The following is a 17,510-nucleotide window of genomic DNA, read 5'->3' as shown; positions in this document are numbered from 1 at the left end:
GATGAAGATTCTCTGGAGGATAGCGGGCATATTATTGCTATTATACATCGGTGTATGTATCCTGGTATACTTTATCCAGGAGCGCTTACTGTTCTTCCCGGAAAAGTTACCTGCTGATCATTCCTTTCATTTCCAGGTTCCTTTTGAGGAGCTACCCGTTCTTATGAAAGATGGTACCCGGTTGAATGGGTTATTGTTTACGGGAGATAGTGCTAAAGGACTGGTTTTTTATCTTCATGGTAATGCCGGCGCACTCAACACCTGGGGAGAGGTAGCTGCTACGTATACCCGTTTGGGATATGATGTATTTATGTTGGACTATCGCGGCTATGGCAAAAGCGAAGGACATATAACCAGTGAAAGGCAGTTATATGCAGATGTACAGGCGGTATATGACCAACTGAAGCGCCGGTATCCGGAAAACCGCATCACCATACTTGGTTATTCTATTGGCACGGGTATAGCAGCGCAACTGGCGGCTGTGAATCACCCGCGGCAGCTTATTTTGCAGGCGCCTTATTATAGCATGACGGATATGGCAGCACATCAATATGCTTTTCTGCCCTCTTTTTTATTGCGTTATAAATTGCCTACTTATCTATACATACAGACCATTACAGCGCCTATTACTATCTTCCACGGTGATCAGGACGAGGTGATTTATTATGAGTCTTCTGCTGTAAAGCTGAAACCATTCCTGAAACCGGGAGATACGCTGATTACTTTACATGGAGGTACACATAACGGCATGACGGATAACCCGGATTACCAGGCGGCTTTGCCGGGAGTATTGAAGTAGTTGATTTTACTACCAATCAAACCCCAATTATTTTCACCCCTTTTTTCTTTGCATACTTCAACTGTGCCGGATCCGCATTAGTAACAATAGCCTGTACCATGTCTATTGGCGCAAATTGCAGGTAAGACGGTTTATCTATTTTGGCGGCATCACATAGCAGATAAGTTTGTGTGCTTTGTGCGGCGAGTGCCAGTGCGATGGCGGCTTCCATTTCACTATGTGCAAACAGGCCCTGTGCGGATAGTCCGTCTACCCCGATAAATGCCTTGCCAGCATGGTATCTGCGGATATGTTCTATGGCCAGGGTGCCGTGGATGGCTTGCCGGGCTGCATCATATTCGCCACCAACGATGTTGAGCGACACCTGGCTGTTTTGCAGTTCGCTGATCACGGGCATGGAGTTGGTGATGACTTTAATGCGTTTGTTTTTAATGAACTGGCATAAGCGGAAAACGGTGCTGCCGCAGTCCATGAAAATGATATCTCCATCCTCGATATAGCTGGCGGCTTTGGCGGCTATTTTATCTTTAGCGGCGAGGTTGGAGGCGGCTTTGTGAATGAAGCGATGCGGCATTTCCGGTGCTTCCGCCGGGATGGCGCCGCCGTGTGTACGATACACCAGCCCCTGATCAGAGAGGAGGTTCAGATCGCGGCGGATGGTGATTTCCGAGGTGTCCAGCGCCAGCGCGAGCGCTTTGGTATCTACTTCTCCTTTTTCTGCCAGCTGCGCCAGAATTTTTTGCTTACGTAATTGGAAATTCATTGGAATACTTTAACTTGATCAAAAATAATCAAAAACGATCATAAACGATCAAATTAATATGAAAGAGATAAATATCCTCGACACGGTGATTTTGTCAGATAACTGGTATACCCTCAAGAAGGTGATTTATGAAATGAAAGGACCGGATGGGGCAGTGGTACGGCAGGAGCGCGAAGCATACGATAGAGGCAACGGGGCTACCATCCTGCTTTATCATAAAGAAAATAAGACGGTGATACTCACCCGGCAGTTTCGTATGCCCACTTATATCAATGGCAACCCTACCGGCATGCTCATAGAATGTTGCGCCGGCCTGCTGGATGAAGACAATCCCGAAGCCTGCATACGCCGCGAAACAATGGAAGAAACAGGGTATAACATCACCGATGTGCGTAAAGTATTTGAATCGTATATGTCGCCCGGCTCTGTAACGGAGATCCTGCATTTCTTTGTGGCCGCGTATTCCAAAGAGCAGCAGGTGCATGCTGGCGGCGGGCTGGAAGAAGAGCAGGAAAATATTGAGGTGCTGGAGATACCCTTTACTGCGGCGATGGACATGATCCGTACCGGGGAGATCAAAGACGGGAAAACGATCATGCTGTTACAATATGCGGCGCTAAATAACCTTTGCGGCTAAACGAAGCCGGCGGCAAAGGTTGTGCAGCAATAATTGCGTACCTTCATACATGCAAACGTGTGCTATATGAAAATGGAACGTCATCTTCCCATTGCTGCATTGAAGCCTTTCGTGAAAGCTTTCCTGATTATAGAAAGTAGCGACGGAGTGGAGAACAGCACTTTGCCGGATACGTCTGTTGTGATGAGTTTCCGGTTCAGCGGAAGTGTGGCACGCGTTACGCCAACTCTTACCGATACCTTACCGGGTGCTGGTTTATCGGGAATGCGTAAATCGGTGCGGCAATGGAAATATGCACGGGACACCGGTAACCTGCTGGTGTTGTTTGAAGAAGGTGGGGCTGCTGCTTTTTTTAAAACGCCCCTGCATGAATTGTTTGAAGCCCAGCAACCGCTGGAGGACTTAATCCGTTTACAACAGATCAGGGAAGTAGAGGAACAGTTGGCGGAAGCGGGGAGTCACGCGCAAAGGATTGCAGTGGTAGAAACATTCCTGTTATCTGTATTGAGTATGCAAACACCGGATATGCTGGTGCGTCATGCCGTTGCACAAATTAAAAACAACCAGGGCAATATAAAAATGAAGCAACTGGCCGCCGAATTATTCATCAGCCAGGATGCTTTTGAAAAACGTTTCCGTCGCCACATTGGATGCACTCCTAAGCAGTTTGCCGCGATCGTGCGCTTAAGGCAGTTGATTGATCATTTCGACGGCACGGAAAGCCTCACAGATGCGGCGCATAAAGCCGGTTATTTTGATCAGGCGCATTTCATCAAAGATTTTAAAGCATTTACCGGGCAAACTCCACAGGTCTTTTTCCAGCACACTAACTGGTGGTAGTTATCGTGTTGAACTCCGCTATCCGGATAAAATTTTCCCTACCGGAACATTCTTGCCGTTATTGTTCTCCTCCCTGAATCTACGTCCCTTTGCGGTATTGTTCATCAAAACAAAAAATATGTCAACAACACCGTATACAGGAAAAAAAGCAGTAGTAACAGGTGGCACCCATGGCATGGGTTTGGCCACTGTAAAGATGTTGATAGCGGGTGGTGCAGAAGTATTGCTCACCGGTAACAATCCCGGAAATATAGCAGCCGCGCGCCTTGCATTGGGCCCTAACGTGCAGGTAGTACAATCTGACACTGCCAGCCTGGAAGATATTCACTCGTTGGTTGGTATTGTAACAGCAGCGTTTGGGCAAATTGACTTTCTTTTTGTTAACGCGGGGTACTCCGTGCTGGAGCCCTATAGCCAGGTTACGGAGGCGTCTTACAATAAAACGTTCGACATCAACACCAAAGGTGCATTCTTTACTGTGCAGCAGTTGGCGCCGTTGATAAAAGATCATGGCGCTATTGTGTTTACTACGTCTATTGCGAATCAAACTGGCTATCCGGGCATGACCGTATATGCCGGCGCCAAGGCGGCCCTGGCTGCCTTTGTAAAAGGATTTGCCGCGGAATTGTTGCCACGTGGTATCCGCGTAAATGCGGTGAGTCCGGGGTTCATACAAACGCCAACGATGGGCGTAACAGGCGTATCAAAAGAAACCTTGCTGGAGTTTGAAAAAACAGGGGAGCAGATCACGCCGCTGAAGCGAAATGGAAAACCGGAAGAGGTGGCAAAAGCCGTGTTATTCCTGGCGTTTGACGCCACTTTTACTACCGGCGAAGAAATGACAGTAGATGGTGGGTTATCGCAGCAACTCACGTCGCCTGAAGCATTACATTAATTAATGAGGTAGGGAAATAATTTAGGGAGAAGGGATACTGCTGCGGTATCCATCTCCCTAAAAAAATAACGGCAGACTGCACTCCTGTACGTGTAGCCTGCTCCGTTAGTTAAAACATTTCTACGCCGTTGATATCCGTATTCCAGAACTGACCGGTAGCACTATTGTTGCGGATCCCGGCGTAAATAACTTCCGCAGATTCGCGGGGAGTAAGGGAGGCATTCATACCTCCCAGTTTTGTTTTCACCCAGCCGGGGTGCATCGGTGTTACCCGGATCTGCTTTTCTGACAAACGTTTCGCCAACATCACGGCGTACATATTCACTGCTGCTTTCGACATCCGGTAGGCGGGACCATTGATACCCGCGTTTTTAATCAGGCCCATGGCGGATGACATCATCACTATCTGCGCTCCCTGGTGGAGATGCGGCAGTAATGTTTCAGTAAAGAACACCAGCCCTGTTACGTTGGTGGCAAAGGTTTGCGTAAAGGTGTCCGGCTTTGGTTCCAGGTCGTATACATCCGGTGCGGCGCCGGCGTTATTCACCAGCAGGTCTATTCCTCTGCCGGAGGCGGCGATGGCAGCAACGGCAGCCTGTACCATCGATGAATCGGTAATGTCCAGCGGAATAACGGTTAAAGCAGGATGCGCAATGCCTGGGATATCTCCTGATCTGGAGGTGGCAAATACATGATACCCTTCGCTGAGTAATTTTTGCGTGAGTGCAAATCCGATTCCGCTGCTGCCGCCGGTTACAACGGCGGTTAGTGGTGGTGATGACATCATAAATAATGTGTTGGAAGTGCCCCAAAACTAGGGCATGGAGGCGGGTGGTTTGTCGGTAGTTATACGGATATTATGGTATACGATGTTGTACTTACCCAACAGAATTTTTTAAAAAAAAGGCGCAAAATATTTTTAAATGAGCAAATGCTCAGTTATCTTTGTGGCGCATGAGATATAGAGATGAAAATAAAGTATTAGCTATTCGGGAAGCTGCCATTGATATGGTAGCCAGCGACGGGCTGGAAAACTTCGGGATCAACCGCCTCGCAAAAGCGGCGGGGGTGTCTCCGGCTACCATCTATATCTATTATAAGGATAAGGAAGACCTGCTCACCAGCATCAGTATAGAAGAAGGTGTGAAGATGACCCGTGCTACCTTGAAAGGATTTGATCCTAATATGTCGTTTAAAGAAGGGTTGTGGGTGCAGTGGCAAAACCGCGCTGCATTTTCATTGGATAATCATAAGTCGGCTGAATTTTTTGAACAGCTTCGCAACTCTACGTATAAGGACAAAATGCTGGAAACCATCAACGACGAGTTCAGGAAGAATATGGGCAATTTTGTGGAAAATGCCATTGAACGCGGTGAAATAGAGAGGATGCCCCTGGAAGTATATTGGTCCGTAGCGTTTGCTCCGTTGTATTCCCTGATCCGGTTTCATAACGAAGGCAAAAGTTTGGGTGGCCGCAAGTTTAAGTTCTCCGAGAAAATAATGAAAGAAACATTCGACTGCGTATTGAAGGGACTGACGAAATAGCTTTTTTTTTGCTTCAATTCATAAATGAACGCTTGCTTATAAATATGTCTACCGCTTACATTCTCATTTTTAAAACAAATATCAATAACCCGGAAGATCGCCGTAAAGTGGCGCAGGTACTGGATTTGGAACCCACTATTGGAAAATGGACTATAGACCTGGAAGACGTGGATCGTGTATTGCGGGTAGTGGCTATAGCCCCGGTAACGGACCGTATCATTGCCCTGGTAAATGCCTGCGCTTATGACTGCGTGGAATTGGAAGACTAATATCTATTAATATCCTTTATATGAAACAACAAGCACCTGCCTTTTCTACTCACCAGAAACTGGTGATTGCCCTATTGGCCTTCACACAGTTTACGGTTGTATTGGATTTTATGGTGATGTCGCCACTTGGTGATATGCTTATGAAATCGATGAATATCAAGCCTAATCAATTTGGTTTAATTGTATCTGCTTATGCCTTCAGCGCTGGTATATCCGGCTTGCTCACGGCAGGTTTTGCGGATCGGTTCGACCGAAAAAAATTGCTGTTATTTTTTTATGGCGGCTTTATCCTGGGTACATTTTGCTGTGGTTTAGCCAACACTTATTATACCATGATGGCGGCGCGTATCATCACCGGCTTATTTGGTGGCGTTATGGGTTCTATTTCCATGGCTATTATTACAGACCTGTTTCCTTTGTCGCAACGCGGCCGGGTAATGGGCTTTGTACAAATGGCTTTTGGCGCCAGCCAGGTACTGGGGATTCCTATTGGCTTATTGCTGGCCAACACCTGGGGCTGGGAGGCACCTTTCTTTATGATTGCAGGCATCGCGGTATTGGTGATGCTGGTGATCAGCGCCCGCCTGGAACCTATTGTGGCACACCTGGCGGTACAGCGGGATAAGAGCGCTTTCAAACATCTGTTGCACACCGTAAAGAACAAACAATATCGTATAGGCTTTACCGCTACTGCACTGATGTCGATCGGCGGCTTTATGATGATGCCTTTCGGCAGCGCTTTTGCCATCAATAATCTGCATGTTACGCCTGAACAACTACCGCTGTTATTTATGGTAGCCGGCATTGGCAGCCTGGTTCTTATGCCATTATTGGGCAGGGCCAGTGATAAGATAGATAAGTTTAAGTTGTTTACAGCGGCGGCAGTATACATGATGGTGATTGTGGCTGTTTATACGCATTTATCGCCGCAGCCGCTGTGGATCATTATCAGCTTCAACGTATTGATGATGGTGGGTATCATGGGACGAATGATTCCGTTTACGGCCCTCACCACTGGTATTCCTGAGCTGGCAGACCGGGGTGCTTTCATGAGCGTGAATTCCTCCCTGCAGCAAATTGCAGGTGGCATTGCAGCAGTCATTGCCGGTATGATTGTATCGCAGAAAGATAAGTTTAGCCCGCTGGTCAATTATGATATGTTGGGATGGGTAGTGATTGCGCTTACAATTCCTTGTATTTTCCTGGTATATCGTGTAAGCGTACTGGTGAAAAACAAGATGGCACGTGGGACAGGCGTTACAACCATGCCTGTAGCTACGAAAGCTTAAGAACAGGTGAGGTTGTCGCTTCCTGCTGCTGACAGCCTCACTTCATTCCTTGTTTGTAAACCACGCAAAGCGTATATACGAAAATTGATACTATCTTACCTGAAACTGATACTAAATAAGGATTGCAAACGTTTTACCATCACACAAACGTTTGCGCAAGATTTACCGCAGCCTTTTATTGTTGAACTTATTTCTATAAGTTTAAGTAACCCAAATCCTATTTTATGAAGTAATTCCTCCCAATATATTTAGCGGACCTTGTCCGATAACTCGTCTCAATAATTATTCACAACGATTAATAACCAAACAAAAATTGTCACACTATGAAACTACTTATCACAGCTGCCACCTTGTTTAGTTTGAACGTAAAAGCCCCGGTGAATGTAAAGCCCCCAGTGAAAGAAAAAGCTATCAGCAAAGCAGTGAAGCCGTTGTCTTTTCCGAGAGACGTTAACTGGATCATTGGCTATTTTCCCAGCATGCCCATGTTATCGCTTAACTGGCCAGGCACCAGTTATCCGGGAATTGGCCCGATTCCGGTAGTATTCCAGGGCACCACGTATATGGTGAACCCGAGTTCAGTGGCCTACCTGTTAATGCCGGGCGTCACTATTGCCGCCAACACTAATTACACGATGACAATTGCAGGCGTTAACTACTATTTCCGCTGGGATGGAAGTAGCAGTCAATGTACAATTACCGGCCATGATTGATGTAATTTTGGAATAGTAACAGTGAAGGCTATACGGAGACGTAAATTTCTGTAAGGCAAAAAAAGTGCAGGCTAACCGGTTGATATGCCGGTTAGCCTGTTTTTATGGATTGTTTTTTTCGGGAGAAGAACAAAAATCGTTTACACGGCTAATATGTATCTTGTTATCGTATGTTATTACTCTCAGAAAAAGACCTCGTATGGTCAGCCGTGGTGGCTAACTGCAGCATGAACCGCGACCGCAACGCCAGCGGTATTAACAGCTATGAAAGAGAATTTAAATTAGTACCAGCACGCTTCCTGGAAGAGATAGTGCAGGAAAACGGCTTCGCCAGCTGGCTGGATTTATGCTGTGGGAGCGGGCTTGCATTAGCGCAAACCTATGATGTGTTGGCGCAAAAAGGACTGCAGCAACAAGTATATTTAAAAGGGATTGACTTACTGGATACTTTTCCGCCGATGATGGAAAACACCCCGGGCATTAGCTTTGAGGTGACTTCTGTAGTTGGCTGGCAACCAGACCGATCTTATGATCTGATTACCTGTTCTCATGGTTTACATTACCTGGGAGATAAGCTGCAGGTAATTGCCATGGCTTGTAAAGCGCTTACACCGAATGGATATTTCATTGCACATCTCGATATAAAAAATATATCCATACCTGCTCCGGTATCATTGAAACAACTATTTACTACGCAGGGATTAGCTTATAATGCCCGCACCCATCTTCTTACCTGTAAGGGGCCGCGGAACTTCAAAGCAGGGCTTACTTATCTTGGCGCTGATGATCAGGCAGGGCCCAACTATACCGGGCAGGGGGCTGTTAATTCCCACTACGATAATAGGTAATAACACGGTGGGGAAGGTGAAAACCTGCCGGTGTTTGGCACCGCTAAAGTTCACACGTTCCCCAACACAATAGTTATTTCTTTGTGAATGTATACCTGATATGTGTGGTCAGTTCTGAGGGTATTACTTCTGCAATCCGGATATCATATTGTTTGTTGTCCATGCCTTCAAACAGGCGGATACCACTTCCCAGGAAAAGCGGGGCAATATGAATGAAACATTCGTCTATCAGCCCGGCTTTGAGAAACTGTTGAATAATATTCGCACCGCCTTGTATCCGGATATCTTTTCCTTTGGCAGATTGCCGGGCTTTTTCCAATGCGCTGTGTATGCCGTCGTTAATGAAATAGAAAGTGGTAGTGCCTTTTTGCACCCAGGGCTCCCGCTTTTCGTGGGTGAGCACATACACGTCCGCTTTGTATAGATCTTCTTTCCAGTGAACTTCCCCTTCGTCAAACATTCGTTTGCCCATGATGTAGGCACCGGTTCTGGCAAATACGTCGTCTATTAATTGGCTGTCGTTGCCATATTCTTCACCGCCTTCCATGTTGATATTTTTCCAGAAAGCTTTTTGTTTATACATCCAGTTGTGAATGATAGGACCATTGTCGCCGATAGGGTTGGCCGGACTTCTGTGATCGCCGGCAAAAAAGCCATCCAGGGATATGCCGCTGTCAAAGAAAATTTTGCTCATAATTGCAGGGTTGTGGTGATGAATTAGCCGTTAGCTGTTAGTAGCTAAATATCTATAGTTCAAATATCCGCTTTAGTTTAGTAGCCGTTAGCTAAAAGCTAAAAGCTAACGGCTAACTGCTGTTGAAAATTGACCATTGCTTTTTTCTTTCGCGGCTGCTAACTTGTGATAGTAGCTATAAGAAATGAAAATCAGGACGAATCCTACCAGGATGGGAGCCCACTGGGAAGCAGGATCACCTGCGGCATAGCCGGAATACATGGCACCGGCGAGGTCAAAGAAAAGACCCGCATAAGCCCATTCCTTGAGTCGTGGAAAACGAGGTACCAGGATAGCAATGATCCCCAGTATTTTAGCCAGCCCCAGGAAAGGCAGCAGGTACATAGGATATCCCAGGTGTTTAAACATGGTTTGTGCTTCTGGTACGCTGAGCAGATCAGGGATGGCGCCCAGCAGGATCAGGGCAGATAAAATACCGGTAACAGTCCAGTAAATGATTTTTGTCTTTTTCATATTTTTATAACAGTTTAAGGTGATTAAGGCTGCGTGTCAAAAGTAAGTCGACGGTTAAAATCATGATGGGTGTTGGCACGACTTAAAAAGGGTTGATTCCGACATTCTTTTATCTTAGATTTGACGTATGAAGCAGATATCTATTCTCGTTCCAAAAGGCGCTGTGGCGCTCAGTTGTATTGAAGGGTCTTTTGTTGCCTTTAATAAGGCGAATGATTTCCTGGAAAGCCTGGGAAGGCCGGCCCTGTTTAATGTGAAGCTAGTGGGAGCAACCAAAGAAGCGCAGGTATATGACCGGCTTTTTCGGGTAACACCGGATGTGCTGATCACGGAACCGCATAAAGCAGACCTGATCATTATCCCTGCGGTGAATGGGGAGCGGGAGGTAGCTATCAGCGACAACCAGGACTTTTATCCATGGATTGTGCAGCAGCATAAAGCGGGTGCCGAAGTGGCCAGCTTATGTGTAGGCGCCTTTTTACTGGCGGCTACCGGCTTATTGCAAGGCCGGCGTTGTTCTACACACTGGCTGGCGGCGGCAGACTTCAGGGAGATGTTCCCGGATGTGGAGTTGGTATCTGAAAAGATTATCACCGATGAACATGGTATTTATACCAGCGGTGGCGCCAATTCCTTCTGGAACCTGCTGATCTACCTGATAGAAAAATATACGGATCGCGATATGGCCATCCTGGCGTCTAAATATTTTGAAATAGAAATAGACCGCGATAGCCAGGCAGCTTTTACTATCTTCAAAGGACAACGGGAACACCAGGATGAATCCGTGAAACAGGCCCAGGAATTCATCGAACAAAATTTCATGGAAAAGATCACCGTTGAGCAGTTGTCGACGATGTTTGCCGTAGGGCGCCGCAGCCTGGAAAGAAGATTTAAAAAAGCAACCAGCAACACAGTATCAGAATATATTCAACGGGTGAAGGTAGAAGTGGCGAAAAAAGGTTTTGAAAGCAGTCGCAAAAATATTAATGAAGTGATGTGGGAAGTGGGTTATTCAGATACCAAAGCTTTTAGAACTATTTTTAAAAAGACTACCGGGTTATCACCACTGGAGTACAGGAATAAGTATAATAAAAGTGCGATGAAAGCAAATTAAGCCTGTGTATCCGGGTTTGCAGGATGGGAGAATAACTTCTGCCAGCTGCCTTCCAATACACCTTTCAACATATTGCATAATTCCTGGAACGTATTAGGCTTGGTCAGGAACAATTTTGCACCTAAACGCAAGGCATCTTCCATATCTTCCTTCATATCAGAAGTGCTGAGGATGACGATATTGGTAAGTTGGTGCCGCAGTAACTTCTTCAGCTCAATCAAACATTCCCTCCCATTCATTAGTGGCATGTTAAAGTCGAGGAATATAAAATCCGGCGCCTGGATCCTCTTTTCCTCCAGCATAGCCAAGGCCTGGATACCGCTATCGCAGATATGTGTTTCTATTACGGGAGAAATGTTCTGGATGGCTTCCTGGAAGAAACTCCTGTCATCCGCATCGTCATCAATAATCATTATTTGTTGTGGTTTTCTCATGGTTAAAATTTAAAGATGATGGATTTCCATTCAATTGGTCACTCGGTGGGAAATATGAAGATAAACAAAAATGTGAGAGTATTCAAATTAAATATTTACTAATGCGTACGGTGGACTTTGTTAGGAGGGCTGACGTATTATATATCAGCCATAAGCCTTTGTTTTACAACGATTAAATCATCCAGTATGAAAATATACCAGCAGCCGGTACAACTGCATCAACGAAAGAGAGGATTTCACCTGATCACGGCCGAACTCGTACAGGCCTTTCCACAGCTCGCGGAAATAAAAACGGGGATGCTGCAGGTATTTATCCAGCATACATCGGCGGCATTGACCATTAATGAAAATGCAGATCCTACGGTACGATTGGATTTCGAAATGTATTTCAGCAAAACGGTGCCGGAAAATGATCCTGCTTATTTGCATGACGATGAGGGACCAGATGATATGCCGGCTCACCTGAAAGCAAGTTTGCTGGGCAGTTCCGTGATGATCCCGATCCGGAATGGCCGCCTGGCGCTGGGTACCTGGCAGGGCGTATATTTATGTGAGCATCGCAATGATGGCGGCCCGCGTAGATTGATGCTGACCGCCTGGGGAGAATAAACCTATTTTTCAAGCCATTTTTTGTAGGCAGTTCGCATACAATGTCCACAGGGACGGTACCCATTTTGTTGCGCCTCTGCTTCATCGGCAAAGAAAACACGGTTGGATGTTTTCATACGCTTGCCAGAGGCGCAGGAGAGGGTACCGTATATTTTGAGCGACTGGTTACCACCCAGTTTGATAGCTCCCTGGTGAATCAGTTTACCCAGTTGGATCCGCGATATTTTTTCATGATACACCATGATGTTGCTTTTATCAGCTTTGCGCGTCGTGGAAGATGATGCCTAAGGTATGGCGGTTGCCGCTATGCACAGGGCTTACACCATGTTTCATATTTACGCGGTAATAACCTTTGCTGCCTTTCACCGGCCGGAAGTTGGTGGTGAATATCAGCAGATCGCCCCGCCGGGGCTGGAGTACATTGGCTTTAGACTGTGCCCTGGGAATTTGTTCGGTGAGTACGAATTCTCCTCCGGTGTAATCTTCTCCCGGTTCATTCAAAAACAACACTACCTGCATCGGGAAATAAATATCCCCATACAGGTCCTGGTGCAGGGTGTTGAATCCGCCAGGGCCATACTTCAGGATCAGGATAGTAGGTTTGGTTTGCCCGTTTTCATGGCAGTAATTTTTCAATTCCGCATGCGTAGCCGGAAACTTTTTATCGATCTGTAATACCTCCATCCATTTATTCGCCACCGGTGCAATAAAGGGGTATACGGTTTCCCGTATGTTTGTAATCATTGGTGGTAGCGGATATTGGAAGTATTTGTATTCTCCTTTGCCGAAGCGGTAGCGTTCCATTACAATGGTTTTCCGGTAAGTATTATCTGCGTTGTAATCGTTGATCAGGGCTTCACATTCCGCTTTGGAGAGGAGGCCTTTCACCAGGGCATAGCCTTGTTCCAGTAATTGTTCCGTAGTATCGGTCCAGTTGTGCGACAGTAGTCGTTGATGTATATTGTTCATCTGTCATCATTTATATGAAGGGTAAAATTACCGTCCCATTGCGCGATAGAAAACCCGGATCTTGCGGTGTTGTAAAAAGCCGTGTTGGTATTTTTCGGGGTAAACGTTGTATTTTTTACAGTGGGTTATCCGTAGGATGGTATAAAGATGTAATCTTGTAACCGATCAATGAATCATTAGTATGTTGAAAATTGCGATCATCAGTGACATCCACGCCAACTTGCCTGCGCTGACGGCGGTATTGGAAGATATCAGGTTATCAGGTGCAGACCAGGTATATTGTTTGGGTGATTTAACGGACGCGGCGCCCTGGCACAATGAAGTGATTGCGCTGATCCGAAGCCGGCAGATGCCGGTGATTATGGGAAATCATGATGAGCGTATTGCTTTTGATTTGCCGATAGTGCCGCTTAGCAAGCATAGTAAAGAAGAGCAGGCTGCCAGGAATATCGCTATTCAATATACGAAAGACAGTATCACGCCTGCCAACAAAGTTTATCTGGCCAACCTGCCACATTTTATAAAATTATATTTTCATGGCATCACCTTGCTGTTGGTACATGGTAGTACCCGGAGTAATGATGAGTATATTTATGAGCAACATGATGCTGATGATATCCTGGGTATGTTAAATGATTTTCAGGCAGATGTATTAATTACGGGGCATACGCATTTGTCGTATGTCAGGTCGTTGCCGCCGGCTGGCAAGATGGTGATGAACACCGGGTCTGTGGGAAGATCCAAAGAACCGGACCGGCTGGCTACCTATCTGCAACTGACGATCAGCGATGGTGTAATAACGCCGGAGATCCGTAAGGTAGATTACCCGGTAGCGGATACTATCGCCGGGATCCGTAATAGCCCGGTACCGGATTTTTATGCCCATGCTTTGGCAGGAAAAGAGTAGCGGTTATGCCATCACAACAAGTTCTTTCAGGGTGTTATATAATTGTTCCATATTAACCGGCTTGCTTAAAAATCCATCTGCGCCGGAAGCGATCACTTCTTCCCTTACTTCGCTGTAGCAGTTGCCGGATACCAGGATAAATGGGATTTGCCGGAGTGTTCTGTCGGCTTTAAATTTTGCGAGCATTTCTATGCCGCTGATGTGTGGCATGATCATGTCCATCAGGATCACATCTGGCTGGTGCATGATGGCTTTGCTAAAGCCTTGCGGGCCTGAGTCGGCGAGGATAACCTCTATGCCCATGCGTTTGAGTGCCAGTGAAAAGGCGAGGTGGTTGAGGTGATCATCGTCTACTACCAACACTTTGAGGCCGTTGAGGAGGGAGTAGTCGATAACGGTACGTGCGCTGGGCGGCGGAGCAATGCTTTCTACGGGCAGTTGCAGGGTAAATACGCTGCCGCCGCCATCAGGGTTATCGGTCACGGTTAAGTCGCCGCCCATCATGCGGGCCATATGGCGTGCGATGGGGAGTCCCAGTCCGCTGGATTCTGTTTGTTGCCCCTGTTCGCTCACATACGGATCAAAAATGTGTTCCTTTTTATCTGCCGAAATACCTGCACCCTGGTCGGTTACCGAGAGTAGGAGTAGGTTATTTTTTGTGGTGGCTTTTACCGTAATAATAGAGCGGAAGGTGGTAAACTTAATCGCATTACTGAGCAGGTTTACGATGATGGTGCGAAGTTTTGATTTATCTGCCAGGATATATTCCGGCAGGTGATCGCTGAAGGCAATATTAATATGTACCGATCTTCTTTTGGCGAGGTACTCATAGGTATCACAGAGTTGTTGTATCCAATCGGTGAACAGGAAGGGGCTTTTATTGATTTCATCTTTCCCTGCTTCAATCTTGGACCAGCCAAGGGCGTTGCTCATCACGAGCTGCATATCCTGGCAGGCGAAATGAACGGCTTCCAGGTGGGCGATGCCTACCTGGACGGTCCGTTTACCCCTGTCGGCTGTTTCAATATAGTTCTGCAGGATACTGTTCACTACGTTCAGCGGGGACCTGATTTCATGGGTGGTTTCCCGTACGTAGATACGCATGGCCTGGTTGGTTTTATCCAACTGGTTCACCAGCAATTGCAGCTGCCTGTTCTGGAAGCGGCTTTCGCGGGTGAAGTAATATAAGGCAGTTCCATTCAGGAAGGTGGCCGCTGTTATTACGAGCCAGTGCAGCGCTGCCTCGGTATCTTTTGTTAATGTCAGGGAGGGGATAATACCGCGGCGGTAATTTAATTCAATGAGCAGCATCATGCCTGCGCTGGTCGTTAAAACGATGGCCTGGGCCAGTGGCCGGTGAAATACAAGGAATACACAAAATGCCAGGAAGGGGGCAAACAGGTAGATCTGCGAAGCAGGCCCCAGTAGGGTACCGAAATACCAGATAGACACGCTATGTAGCAGGAACATGATTTGCTGCCCGTATTCCGGCCGGCTGTACCGCGTGACCAGCAGGATAGATAGAAAGCAGGCGCTTTCCACAAGGGCCGGGTACAGAATGCTCTTATACCCGGTCATATAATATAATAAGCAGCCTAATACCAGCGCGAGCATGCTGGCGCCAATGGCTAATGAATTGACAATCTTTATAATCCTTTCCGTTGTTTCCGCTGCTTCAGCACTTTGACTGGTGGTCCTGGGTAATGTAGTCGTCATTTTCATAGTTTTCCAGGTTTTTCGAATAGAAAAGGGGTTGCCGATCATATTTGCTGTTTGCATTCAAGGTAGAAGAATGCAGATTATCAAGTGTAAATTCTTTGTTAACAACATAGATGTTTTACGAGAAGTTTAAAGTTATCCACGGAAGATTTTCACAAGAAACGCACATTTTTGATTGGGTTATGAACATTTGGAAAAAGCAGAAAGCAAAAAGCCGAAAGCAAAAAGCTATTGAAGCGAAGGATCAGAGCGATTTTTTGTCTTTTCCAGGATTAAACTGATTATACAGATTTGTTTTGATGATTTTGTAAGATTTAAAAGATATAGGAAGAAAAAGGTAGATATGCTAACTTTCTTCTCTCTATTTTTTTCTAAATCAAAAAAATAAAATCAGTATAATCAGTTTAATCCTGGAAAAGACAAAAAATCGCTCTGATCCTTCGCTTCAATAGCTTTTTGCTTTCGGCTTTTTGCTTTCAGCTTCACAATAAATGGTACGATTTTTTCGCGGCAATTCATAAATAAAATGAGTGTATGATGGAAAAGATCAACCCGGTATCAGATAATGCGAAAGTAGTGCTTTCCCTGATACAAGCCATTAACGAGGAAGATTTTGATGCCGCCCAACGTTTGGCCAACGACAACATGACCTTTGAAGGCGTGCTGGGTAAGCGGGAAGGCGCTGCCGCTTATTTTGATGATATGCGAAAAATGAAACTGAAATATGATGTGCAGAAAGTATTTGCAGACCAGGAAGACGTATGCCTGTTTTATGATCTTACCATGTCTGGTAAAAACGTTTTTGGCTGCGCCTGGTACCACCTGGATGGTGGCAAGGTAAGTTCACTGAAAGTGATTTTTGATCCCCGGCCTTTCCTGTAATCCGCTAAATAGCGATTTGTTGTGCTTTTAAGATTATCGGGGTGTTTTTTTAAAAGAAAACATCCCGATAAAATATTAACTTCCTTCCGCTTATATGCATACTGTTGTTTACCTATATCGATACTGCCATGCGGATTCTTTTTGCTTTGTTTTTCCTGTTGTTATTAAGCGCCGGATGCGGCAATAAAAAGGACAATACAGCTCCAGAAAAAAAAATACAGGTAGAAATACATATTAATCATAACTATAGAAACTATGGTGACAAAGGCGTTTACCTGGGTGCTTTGTACAACCGTGTTATTGCGGCGCCGGTTACTTTTAAAGTGCAGCTTTCCCGTACAGATGGAAAGCCGGATACCGTGATTACTGCTACCATTCCGGCAGGTCATAAAAACCTGGTACATAGCGACCCTTCCGAACAAGGTATTATGAATTTGTTTGAAAAATATATTGGAGAAGGATATAAAGAGGGATTAAAAATATTGTCGATTGAGTGTGAAGACAAACAATTTTCTTTTTCCACGGATCCTGATCCGGTGAATCACCTGGATTTTATTACCGTCACCGATTTTAAATCGAATGGTGATACCATACATTACCAGGGTTTCAGCGATTTTACCGGTATGGATTATCTTCAGTCAAATAAGTCCTACGCCTTTTCGACGAATAAAGAGTTGCGGGTAATTTCTGAAACCGGGCAACCCGCTTTATATGTAGGGCTGCAAATAAAGATGCCTTATTGCAGATATTATTACAAGGGAGATCATGGCACTGAACTGAATAACATGGAGCAGATTGCAGAAGGTTCCGGTTCTACCGTAGTATTTACCATTACGCGTGTAGGCGATAAAAGTTTTGATGCCATCTTTTCCGGTAAGGTATGGTCCAGGAAAGAACCAGATACGCTGGTGATCCGGGAAGGTATTTTGATGAATGCAAAACTGCCACGGGTGCAGTAATTTTAAGATAAGAGTGGCGCCGCCGTTGTCACAACGGTGGCGTTTTTATTACAGCATAGGAGAAAATAAATTTTTTTTCTATCTTGCCCTGATAATAATACTAATTCAATGC

22 protein-coding genes are annotated in these 17,510 nt (G+C 45.7%); 14 read left to right on the top strand and 8 right to left on the bottom strand.

The features are described from left to right. Position 1: 1 nt before the first annotated feature. Positions 2-799, top strand: coding sequence for an alpha/beta fold hydrolase (locus tag J7623_RS29825; RefSeq protein ID WP_291928381.1), 798 nt, complete (start codon positions 2-4; stop codon positions 797-799). 16 nt (positions 800-815) lie between these two features. Here the strand turns inward: J7623_RS29825 and J7623_RS29820 are convergent, their stop codons facing one another. Next, positions 816-1,562, bottom strand: coding sequence for a DeoR/GlpR family DNA-binding transcription regulator (locus tag J7623_RS29820; RefSeq protein WP_291928378.1), 747 nt, complete (start codon positions 1,560-1,562; stop codon positions 816-818). Positions 1,563-1,620: 58 nt separating this feature from the next. Here J7623_RS29820 and nudK point away from each other — a divergent pair, with 58 nt between their 5' ends. The 3 genes from nudK (at position 1,621) to J7623_RS29805 (ending at position 3,934) form a co-directional block, all read left to right on the top strand. After that, positions 1,621-2,199: a GDP-mannose pyrophosphatase NudK gene (gene nudK / locus J7623_RS29815; RefSeq protein ID WP_291928376.1), complete on the top strand. Its 579-nt coding sequence runs from the start codon at positions 1,621-1,623 to the stop codon at positions 2,197-2,199. A 66-nt stretch (positions 2,200-2,265) separates the two neighbouring features. Next, a complete protein-coding gene (locus J7623_RS29810) occupies positions 2,266-3,039 on the top strand; it encodes a helix-turn-helix transcriptional regulator (RefSeq protein ID WP_291928373.1) in 774 nt (257 codons plus the stop codon). 118 nt (positions 3,040-3,157) lie between these two features. Continuing rightward, on the top strand, positions 3,158-3,934 hold the full coding sequence (locus J7623_RS29805; RefSeq protein WP_291928370.1) for an SDR family oxidoreductase: 777 nt from the start codon (positions 3,158-3,160) through the stop codon (positions 3,932-3,934). Positions 3,935-4,043: 109 nt separating this feature from the next. Here J7623_RS29805 and J7623_RS29800 read toward each other — a convergent pair whose 3' ends face one another. Beyond that, positions 4,044-4,721, bottom strand: a complete 678-nt coding sequence (locus tag J7623_RS29800) for an SDR family NAD(P)-dependent oxidoreductase (protein WP_291928367.1) — start codon at positions 4,719-4,721, stop codon at positions 4,044-4,046. 167 nt (positions 4,722-4,888) lie between these two features. On the opposite strand from J7623_RS29800, the gene J7623_RS29795 reads away from it, so the two are divergent. The 5 genes from J7623_RS29795 (at position 4,889) to J7623_RS29775 (ending at position 8,598) form a co-directional block, all read left to right on the top strand. Next, a complete protein-coding gene (locus J7623_RS29795; RefSeq protein ID WP_291928364.1) occupies positions 4,889-5,479 on the top strand; it encodes a TetR/AcrR family transcriptional regulator in 591 nt (196 codons plus the stop codon). Positions 5,480-5,523: 44 nt separating this feature from the next. After that, positions 5,524-5,748, top strand: a complete 225-nt coding sequence (locus J7623_RS29790; protein WP_291928362.1) for a hypothetical protein — start codon at positions 5,524-5,526, stop codon at positions 5,746-5,748. A gap of 20 nt (positions 5,749-5,768) precedes the next feature. Continuing rightward, positions 5,769-7,037: an MFS transporter gene (locus J7623_RS29785; RefSeq protein ID WP_291928359.1), complete on the top strand. Its 1,269-nt coding sequence runs from the start codon at positions 5,769-5,771 to the stop codon at positions 7,035-7,037. Between the two features lie 323 nt (positions 7,038-7,360). Further along, positions 7,361-7,750, top strand: coding sequence for a hypothetical protein (locus J7623_RS29780; protein ID WP_291928355.1), 390 nt, complete (start codon positions 7,361-7,363; stop codon positions 7,748-7,750). Between the two features lie 170 nt (positions 7,751-7,920). Continuing rightward, complete coding sequence (locus J7623_RS29775) at positions 7,921-8,598, top strand: class I SAM-dependent methyltransferase (protein ID WP_291928353.1); 678 nt, start codon at positions 7,921-7,923, stop codon at positions 8,596-8,598. Positions 8,599-8,671: 73 nt separating this feature from the next. Here the strand turns inward: J7623_RS29775 and J7623_RS29770 are convergent, their stop codons facing one another. Together J7623_RS29770 and J7623_RS29765 are read right to left on the bottom strand one after the other, a co-directional pair. Further along, on the bottom strand, positions 8,672-9,292 hold the full coding sequence (locus tag J7623_RS29770; RefSeq protein WP_291928350.1) for a dihydrofolate reductase family protein: 621 nt from the start codon (positions 9,290-9,292) through the stop codon (positions 8,672-8,674). A gap of 105 nt (positions 9,293-9,397) precedes the next feature. After that, entirely contained in the window at positions 9,398-9,805 is a 408-nt protein-coding gene (locus J7623_RS29765; protein ID WP_291928347.1) for a DoxX family protein, read from the bottom strand. Positions 9,806-9,932: 127 nt separating this feature from the next. Between J7623_RS29765 and J7623_RS29760 the strand changes: the two genes are divergently transcribed. After that, a complete protein-coding gene (locus J7623_RS29760; RefSeq protein WP_291928344.1) occupies positions 9,933-10,919 on the top strand; it encodes a helix-turn-helix domain-containing protein in 987 nt (328 codons plus the stop codon). Here J7623_RS29760 and J7623_RS29755 read toward each other — a convergent pair. Then, positions 10,916-11,353, bottom strand: a complete 438-nt coding sequence (locus tag J7623_RS29755; protein ID WP_291928342.1) for a response regulator — start codon at positions 11,351-11,353, stop codon at positions 10,916-10,918. The genes J7623_RS29760 and J7623_RS29755 overlap by 4 nt on opposite strands. Before the next feature lie 186 nt (positions 11,354-11,539). Here J7623_RS29755 and J7623_RS29750 point away from each other — a divergent pair, with 186 nt between their 5' ends. Continuing rightward, positions 11,540-11,962: a secondary thiamine-phosphate synthase enzyme YjbQ gene (locus tag J7623_RS29750; protein WP_291928339.1), complete on the top strand. Its 423-nt coding sequence runs from the start codon at positions 11,540-11,542 to the stop codon at positions 11,960-11,962. A 2-nt stretch (positions 11,963-11,964) separates the two neighbouring features. On the opposite strand, the gene J7623_RS29745 is transcribed toward J7623_RS29750, so the two are convergent. Continuing rightward, complete coding sequence (locus J7623_RS29745) at positions 11,965-12,204, bottom strand: Ada metal-binding domain-containing protein (protein WP_291928336.1); 240 nt, start codon at positions 12,202-12,204, stop codon at positions 11,965-11,967. Between the two features lie 13 nt (positions 12,205-12,217). Further along, entirely contained in the window at positions 12,218-12,931 is a 714-nt protein-coding gene (locus tag J7623_RS29740) for a 2OG-Fe(II) oxygenase (RefSeq protein ID WP_291928333.1), read from the bottom strand. Positions 12,932-13,112: 181 nt separating this feature from the next. Between J7623_RS29740 and J7623_RS29735 the strand changes: the two genes are divergently transcribed. After that, complete coding sequence (locus J7623_RS29735) at positions 13,113-13,838, top strand: metallophosphoesterase family protein (RefSeq protein WP_291928331.1); 726 nt, start codon at positions 13,113-13,115, stop codon at positions 13,836-13,838. Positions 13,839-13,841: 3 nt separating this feature from the next. On the opposite strand, the gene J7623_RS29730 is transcribed toward J7623_RS29735, so the two are convergent. Next, the gene (locus tag J7623_RS29730) at positions 13,842-15,560 is read right to left on the bottom strand and encodes an ATP-binding protein (RefSeq protein ID WP_291928328.1); all 1,719 of its coding nucleotides are present in this window, start codon (positions 15,558-15,560) and stop codon (positions 13,842-13,844) included. Positions 15,561-16,091: 531 nt separating this feature from the next. Between J7623_RS29730 and J7623_RS29725 the strand changes: the two genes are divergently transcribed. Further along, complete coding sequence (locus J7623_RS29725) at positions 16,092-16,439, top strand: nuclear transport factor 2 family protein (protein ID WP_291928326.1); 348 nt, start codon at positions 16,092-16,094, stop codon at positions 16,437-16,439. A gap of 128 nt (positions 16,440-16,567) precedes the next feature. After that, positions 16,568-17,398: a hypothetical protein gene (locus J7623_RS29720; RefSeq protein ID WP_291928324.1), complete on the top strand. Its 831-nt coding sequence runs from the start codon at positions 16,568-16,570 to the stop codon at positions 17,396-17,398. Positions 17,399-17,510 lie beyond the last annotated feature (112 nt).

Source organism: Chitinophaga sp. (assembly GCF_017745275.1).
In the GTDB taxonomy this organism is placed as follows: Bacteria; Bacteroidota; Bacteroidia; order Chitinophagales; family Chitinophagaceae; genus Chitinophaga.
This window is presented reverse-complemented; position numbering and strand designations above follow the sequence as displayed.